Raw genomic sequence first — 7,115 nt, forward strand, 5'->3', positions numbered from 1 at the left:
TACCTTGCAAGAATTAGGCATTGTACCGTCGTTTAGTCGCCCGTCAGTGAGTAATGATAATCCCTATTCGGAGTCATTATTTAAAACGTTAAAATATCGCTCAGACTACCCAGAAAAGCCATTTGCAGAAATAAGCACAGCAAGAAAATGGGTGGCAGGGTTTGTAGATTGGTACAATAACGAGCATTTGCACAGCGGTATAAAATTTGTCACGCCAAATCAGCGTCATTCAGGTTTAGATAAAGAGATATTAGCCAAGCGTCAGCAGGTAAACGACGCAGCTAAATTGAATAACCCTGGTCGTTGGTCAGGAAAATCACGCGATTGGTCAATGATAAACGAAGTAAATTTGAATCCTGAGAAAAAAGAAGAAATGCGGGCGGCATAAAATTTAACTTGAGGCGACAACTAACTTGAAAAACTCCGATAGTGATTATGGTGATGAAAATCAACAATAACTATTGTCGCTAACTCGGGACGTGTAGTTGTTGAGGGAGATTTAAGAAGTAATTTAGTTAGAATAGAAGATGTGTCTAGAGAGCACATTGGTAAGGACTATATTTTTTGGGGGAAGATAAACAACTTAAATATAGATAAAAAAGGTACTCTATGGCTTAATTACGGCGATAACCTTTTAGAGTCCAGTATTGCTTTAAATTCCAAGCTTAAAGAACAGGTATTGGTTAACTTTAAGTTGAAAGAGGTATCCGAGTTAGATGGCTCAGATGTAATAATTGTAGGGCACGTAGGCTTTTCACCTCAAGGGAAAGCCATTATAAGCACGGGTTTCACGAAATATATGTCTTTTAGAAGAGTAACAGTGAAATAGCCTCAAAGCGGTTGGCCACTACTAATTAGTTAGTTGTACTAGCTCAGGCTTGTTCTGATAGCTGCATATTCATTGTGACTTTCAGTCAAAGTTTGAGCTAAGCATCTTTCGTACTAAAAAATAAACTCATTACTTAAATTGCATCAATTAATAGCTTTTCTAGCTTTATCATAAAAGCATTCAACTTATGAGGTTTATGCTCTAACAAAAATGTCGGATACTCAGGTTTATCTATAGATCCATTTGTAGTTTTAGTTGATGATAGATCTGTAAAGGGGAATTCACTCAATATCAGTTTTTCAATTTTTTCGTTTAAACCCAATGATTGGCCTACTTTTGTTGAACCTATCGTAACTTGAATTTCGTTAGAACCACGAACATACTTCCCCAAACGATTAGACGGGTAACCGAGTTTAGTTAACTCTGCCAATGATTCAATTGCGTCCCATCCTTTATTTTCTTTGATGTGAAAATTTTGAAGTTCTATTTTATACATTTACTCACCCTCTGTTTTACTTAAAATCTAAATATAATAGTTACAACTATCAGTATAGAATATAACCCTAAATTATTTTTAACTTAAAACTAGACATAATTAAAACCTAAAAGCATTAACCACCTCTTTTAACCTTCCAAACTAGCGCTACAATGTGTATTTATCAGTTATCCCACCTTTTGATAATTCATGGCCTACTATTTGCTGAATTAGGGAAAGAGCAAACGCGTGGTTATTACGGATGTTACTAATAAACAGATGTCTAAAGCGGTGATAGCTACGCAATTCATCCAACTTATTCACATTAGGAATATCAAGCTCTACAACCAAACGACCGAACCAATTAGTAATACTCTCAGCCGATGCTATGTTTACACGATCAAAGAAACTAAGACTTTATCAGGGCAGATCACATTTCTGATATCTAATTTCTGACATCTGATTCCTGATTTCTATATATCAACGCGCTGCTCGAAACTCGACGCCCGTAGCCCCGAAACACAGACACAAAAAAGCCCGCAGCGTTAACTGCGGGCTTTTTTATTGAATGAGTGAGTCAGCCGTATAAGCCGGGTTCTGTCCTTTCCGAAGAAAGTGATAATCATTCGTCTAGGCCATAAATCGCTCTATGGCTCAAGCAACCTACCCGGTTCTCACGTGGGCCACGCGTTCATTATTTAAAATGATAGAACCCTATTTGGTCTTGCTCCGGGTGGAGTTTACCTTGCAACCAACTATTGCTAGTGGCCCGGTGCGCTCTTACCGCACCCTTTCACCCTTACCAATCCGAAGATTGGCGGTCTCCTCTCTGCTGCACTTGTCGTAGGCTCACGCCCCCCAGCCGTTAGCTGGCACCCTGCCCTATGGAGCCCGGACTTTCCTCCCCCTGCGCATTTTCGTTGCAGGCAGCGATCATCTTGGCTGACTCGGCGCGCAGTATACCTGAGCTGGATTGTATGTGCAGTAAAGATTTAGCCTTTTTCGTCAATAATTGTTTTATAAAGGGCATTTTTCTTCATGCCAAAATAATCAGCGACAATTCCACAGGCTTTTTTCATTGGCATTTCATTCTCAAGCAATGCCAGCATTTTGCGTGCTTCTGGCGGAATATCATCAACCTGCTTTGGATTACCAGGCAACATAAGCACTATTTCACCGCGTTGCTTGGTGGGATCGTCGGTTAAAAACTGTTTGAGTTCGCTGACTGTGCCATTAAAAAACGTTTCAAAGGTTTTGGTTAGCTCTTTAGCGAATACCACTTGTTGCTCACTACCAAGGGCAATCTCTAAGTCATCTAGGCTTGCCATAATGCGATGGGTACTTTCGTACATAATGCTGGTTATATTGGAATTAACCGCTTCAATAAAAAAGTCTTGGCGAGCTTTGCTTTTTGCTGGGGTAAAACCAATAAACTGAAAACGATCTGTTGGTAAACCTGAACAACATACAGCTGTTATGGCGGCGCATGCTCCTGGTATGGGGGTGACATATGCGCCTTGCTCTCGGCATAAATTAACAACCGCATAACCAGGGTCACTAATTAGCGGCGTGCCTGCATCCGAAACTAGTGCTATATTTAAACCTTGATTAAGTTGATCAATAATTTGTTGCGCTTTTTGCTTTTCATTATGGTCGTGCAAAGCAAAGGTTTTTGCCTTAATGCCAAAGTGACTTAGCAACTTACCGGTATGGCGCGTGTCTTCAGCAGCGATTAAGTCAACTTGCGATAAAGTCGCGATTGCACGCTGGCTTAAGTCGTCATAATTGCCGATTGGGGTGGCTACAATGTAAAGAGTGCCGATTTTCTGTGAATTCTCCTCATTTAACATTGAGGTCTCCTGCGTCAGTCAGTAATATAAGCAAATCGCGTTAACGTATTGGGAAATCATTGTGCGACTTAAACTTGTTAGTCTATTAATCATATTGTCAGGGTTATCGGCCTGTAGTACAACCGAAAAACCGACTAAAACCAGTGAAAACCTCAGTTCAGCTAATAGCGCATCACAAATTCAAGCGACTGACGCACAATCTATGTACCAACTAGCCTTAAATCGCCTAGGCGCTGACAAAATCCAACTTCTTTATAGTGCGCGTGATGCTGCGATTGTAGAGCAACAATGGCCACTGTTAGAGCAAATTAGTACTGAATTAGAACGCACACCTAGCGTAGACCAAGTGCAAAATAAACTGTACATCGCTTTTGCGCAAATGCAACAAAACAAGAATACCCTCGCACTTGAGATGCTAGCCAGTTTAGACAGCCAATTGACTCAACCGGAGCATTTTGCTTGGCATCAATATTTAACCGCCAGTGTGTATGCATCACAAAATTTGCCTAAAGAGGCGATGACCTACTTCTTTCGTGCCTCTGAAACCGCCAGTAAAAATAACTTAACGATTCCACAGCTCAACAAAGACCTGTGGCAAAATTTACAACAATTATCATCGTATGCTTTAGAGCGCTTTAATCGCGGCTCAGTGAGACAACAAGGCTGGGTAAACTTAGCGCTCTATCACCAAGTATATTTAGGTGCTCCAGTTGAGCTTGATCAAGCAATTAATAATTGGCAACGCCGTTACCCTGGTCATCCAGCAATCGCCGTGTTGCCAAAAAAAGACGCTGAGTTAATTGCTGCTGAACCACTGAATATTGAGCGCTTAGTTGTTTTATTACCCCAATCAGGTGCTAATGAACGCTTAGGTGATGCCTTAAAAGCTGGCGTGTTAGCGGCACTAGATAGTACATCTATTGCTGAAACCATTTTTATTGATGAAATGCTTAGTTCTGCTGAGCTGTCTGCAAAACTGCTCGAAATTAATCCTGACTTTATAATTGGGCCGTTACTCAAAACGAGTATCGATAAGCTAGTTGCAAGCAAAGCATTACAAGATTACCCAGTTTTGCACTTAAATACCTTTGATGGTGAGCGCCAGTCTCCTCAGCATTACTTCTTTGCGCTTAACCCGGAGCACGAAGTACAGCAAGCACTTGAGCACTTTTTAACGGCTGCTTATCAAAAACCTATGCTGCTGGCGCCAAATAATAGTTCAGGCCAGCGTTTAGTTGATTTTTTCAACCGACAATGGCAACGCTATAGTGAAACCACACCAGAAGTTGGGCTTTATAACGATAAAAAAGATATGCCAACAACCATTGTTAACCTGCTCGAAGTAGATAAATCAAAAGAACGCATTGCGACCGTTAAGTCATTATTTAGACAAGAAGTAGAGAGTGAAACTCGCTCTCGTCGCGATATTGATGTTATTTATATTCTCGGTGATGCTATCGAAACTCGCTTGATTAAACCTTATTTAGATGTAAATGTGAGTACCTTTGCTGATCGCATTCCACTGTATGCCAGTTCAAAAAGTCATAGCAAGCAAATCGATAGCACCGATAAAGGCGATCTCGATGGTTTGTATTTTACCGAGTTACCATGGATGCTTAGTGGGCAAATAAAAAATCATGCCTTACGCCAGCAATATAATTCGCTGTGGCCAGAACAGGCTGATATAAGTCAGCGTTTATTTGCCATGGCCTATGATTCAGTTGCTATGCTAAGTAATATCACACAATTGAGTATGCTCCCCGGTAAGCGATTTAATGGCTTAACTGGCCAATTGAGTATTACCAGTGATGGGCAAATTAATCGCCAACTTAATTGGGCGCAATACAAAAATAGACAAATCCAAGCGGTACAGCTAGCAACATCAGCACCGTTACCATTATTTATGCAATCAGCTACCAACCGATCATACAGTGAGTAGCTAAAAGCAATATAAAACAAGGATGTTGTGATGTCGTGGTTTAAACAACTGTGGCAAAATAGCCGAGAGAAAGGCCAGTATTACGAGCTACAAGCGCAAAAATACTTAGTGTCGCAAGGGTTGATCCCATTAGAGCGTAACTATAACTGCCCCTACGGGGAGCTAGATGTAATAATGCGCGATGGCAACACGCTAGTGTTTGTGGAAGTGAAATTTCGTAGTAGCTATGTTAAAGGTGGAGCAATCCACGCTTTAGGTAAACAAAAGCAAGAACGTTTAAAACGCTCTATTTACCATTATTTAGCAACGAAAAAGCTTAATGATCAAGCAATAAGAATCGACTTTGTCGCAATAACTGGCGACACATCGCAACAACTTAATTGGATAAAAAACGTATTTTAATATGCAAGATACTATAAAAGAGATTTTTACAGAAAGCATTCAGGTGCAAATAGCCGCCGGTGAAGTACTTCCTAGCGCCTTAGAAGCCGCTGCATTTACCATAGCGCAGAGCCTAATCAATGGTAATAAGTTGATTTGTTGTGGTACTGCCAGCTGCCACATGCTGGCCCAACATATGGCTGGCGTATTGATCAACTACTACGAAACCGAACGTCCTTGTTTACCGGCAATTGCGCTATCACAAGAACATATCAATCTTGGTCCAAGTAACCAAAGTGACGACCAAGAAACCTTTGCCCGTCAAGTACGAGCGTTTGCTCAACAAGGTGACTTACTATTGGTTTTAGCAATCAATGGCAACGAAAAAAACATCATATCGGCAGTCGAAGCCGCACTCACCAAAGACATGAAAGTTATTGTTATGGTTGGTGATGACGGCGGTGAGCTAGTAGGTTTACTCGGTGCCAATGATGTCGAAATTCGTGTTCCGTCAAAACGTCCGAGCCGCATCATAGAATCTCACTTGGTTAATCTTCATTGTTTGAGTGAACTCGTCGACTTGACCCTATTCCCACAGGAAGAAAGCTAATGTTGAAACAATCTCTAATTGTTATTAGTACAGTACTATTATTACAAGGCTGCGCTGCTGCAGTTGTTGCAGGTACCGCTGGTGCCGTTACCGCAGCCAACGATCGTCGTACTCTTGGTTCGCAAATCGATGATAGTAATATCGAAATCAAAGCTGGGGTCGCAATAAACGATGTACCTCGCCTTGCTGATCATGCCAACATCAGCGTGATTAGCGTTAACGGCATTGTATTGTTAATAGGCCAGGTTGCAACTCAAGAAATGAAAGACGAGGCTCAGCGTACGATTGAGGGCTTACCTGCTATACGCAAAATACATAACCAAATTCGTATTGGCTCTAACATTAGCATGAGCACCCAGACCCATGATTCTTGGTTAACCTCTAAAGTAAAAACACAATTACTTACCACCGACAACATCAGTAGCAACAACATCAAGGTAGTAACTGAGAATGGCGAAGTATTTTTAATGGGCTTAGTATCAGATGCAGAAGCAAACACCGCTGTAAGCGTTGCTCGTAATGTATCGGGTGTAGAACGCGTTATTAAGGTATTTGAATATTTGTAAAGGTATCAGGTTCTAGGTTCTAGGAATTAAAAGCCTTGCAGTTGATATCGCAAGGTTTTCTATACCTGTAGGCGGGAGCTTACCTCACGCACCTCCACTAAAAAACGCGGGGTAAACCCGCTGCTACAACAATCAACCTTAACCTTCGTCTCACAACTCGTCGCTCGTAAACTTTAACTAATACCAATCAACTTAAATATTTAACCATTCTAGCGAGCTAAATAAAGCGCTAACTGCGTTATAATTTTTTCAAGTAGAACAATTACATGTCAAAATTTACGCCTTGTTATCACTGTATTTATCTGTCGCTATAAATGGTCAGTAACTTAACACGATTGGTATAAATCTGCGTGGATAAAGCCCCGCCTACAATAAATCCAAACACCCATGCCAACCCCGTAGCCCTTAGTTTACCTAGCGCCTTTTACCTTTACCTTTACCTTTTACCTTTTACCTTTTACCTTT

The 7,115-nt window shown here is 41.0% G+C and carries 7 protein-coding genes and 1 other RNA gene; 5 read left to right on the forward strand and 3 right to left on the reverse strand.

Translation table 11 applies throughout. The features are described 5' to 3' along the window. The coding region (locus H5154_RS21960; RefSeq protein ID WP_182719622.1) for an integrase core domain-containing protein at positions 1–388 on the forward strand (388 nt) is incomplete at its 5' end. Positions 389–962: 574 nt separating this feature from the next. Here the strand turns inward: H5154_RS21960 and H5154_RS21970 are convergent. The 3 genes from H5154_RS21970 to rsmI all read right to left on the reverse strand — a co-directional run bounded on the left by H5154_RS21970 (position 963) and on the right by rsmI (position 3,154). Beyond that, complete coding sequence (locus H5154_RS21970; protein WP_182719623.1) at positions 963–1,325, reverse strand: hypothetical protein; 363 nt, start codon at positions 1,323–1,325, stop codon at positions 963–965. A 549-nt stretch (positions 1,326–1,874) separates the two neighbouring features. After that, positions 1,875–2,253, reverse strand: an RNA gene (rnpB, locus tag H5154_RS21975) — RNase P RNA component class A. Positions 2,254–2,296: 43 nt separating this feature from the next. Next, entirely contained in the window at positions 2,297–3,154 is an 858-nt protein-coding gene (gene rsmI / locus H5154_RS21980) for a 16S rRNA (cytidine(1402)-2'-O)-methyltransferase (RefSeq protein WP_182719624.1), read from the reverse strand. Between the two features lie 61 nt (positions 3,155–3,215). On the opposite strand from rsmI, the gene H5154_RS21985 reads away from it, so the two are divergent. From H5154_RS21985 to dolP, 4 genes are read left to right on the forward strand one after another with little or no spacing between them, the layout of a single operon-like run. After that, complete coding sequence (locus tag H5154_RS21985) at positions 3,216–5,093, forward strand: penicillin-binding protein activator (protein ID WP_182719625.1); 1,878 nt, start codon at positions 3,216–3,218, stop codon at positions 5,091–5,093. A gap of 30 nt (positions 5,094–5,123) precedes the next feature. Continuing rightward, positions 5,124–5,495, forward strand: coding sequence for a YraN family protein (locus H5154_RS21990; RefSeq protein ID WP_182719626.1), 372 nt, complete (start codon positions 5,124–5,126; stop codon positions 5,493–5,495). Between the two features lies 1 nt (position 5,496). Further along, positions 5,497–6,084 (forward strand): SIS domain-containing protein, encoded by a 588-nt coding sequence (locus H5154_RS21995; RefSeq protein ID WP_149980605.1) that lies wholly within the window; start codon positions 5,497–5,499, stop codon positions 6,082–6,084. Then, positions 6,084–6,650, forward strand: coding sequence for a division/outer membrane stress-associated lipid-binding lipoprotein (gene dolP, locus H5154_RS22000; protein ID WP_145236822.1), 567 nt, complete (start codon positions 6,084–6,086; stop codon positions 6,648–6,650). Before H5154_RS21995 ends, dolP begins: the two co-directional genes overlap by 1 nt. Positions 6,651–7,115: the final 465 nt, after the last annotated feature.

This window comes from Pseudoalteromonas sp. SR44-5 (assembly GCF_014163675.1).
Taxonomy (GTDB): Bacteria; Pseudomonadota; Gammaproteobacteria; order Enterobacterales; family Alteromonadaceae; genus Pseudoalteromonas; species Pseudoalteromonas rhizosphaerae.

Bases quoted from the DNA above. Each gene is read 5' to 3' on its own strand.
- H5154_RS21990 (WP_182719626.1), top strand. From the start codon at position 5,124: ATGTCGTGGTTTAAACAACTGTGGCAAAATAGCCGAGAGAAAGGCCAG.
- dolP (WP_145236822.1), top strand. From the start codon at position 6,084: ATGTTGAAACAATCTCTAATTGTTATTAGTACAGTACTATTATTACAA.
- H5154_RS21970 (WP_182719623.1), bottom strand. From the start codon at position 1,325: ATGTATAAAATAGAACTTCAAAATTTTCACATCAAAGAAAATAAAGGA.
- H5154_RS21995 (WP_149980605.1), top strand. From the start codon at position 5,497: ATGCAAGATACTATAAAAGAGATTTTTACAGAAAGCATTCAGGTGCAA.
- rsmI (WP_182719624.1), bottom strand. From the start codon at position 3,154: ATGTTAAATGAGGAGAATTCACAGAAAATCGGCACTCTTTACATTGTA.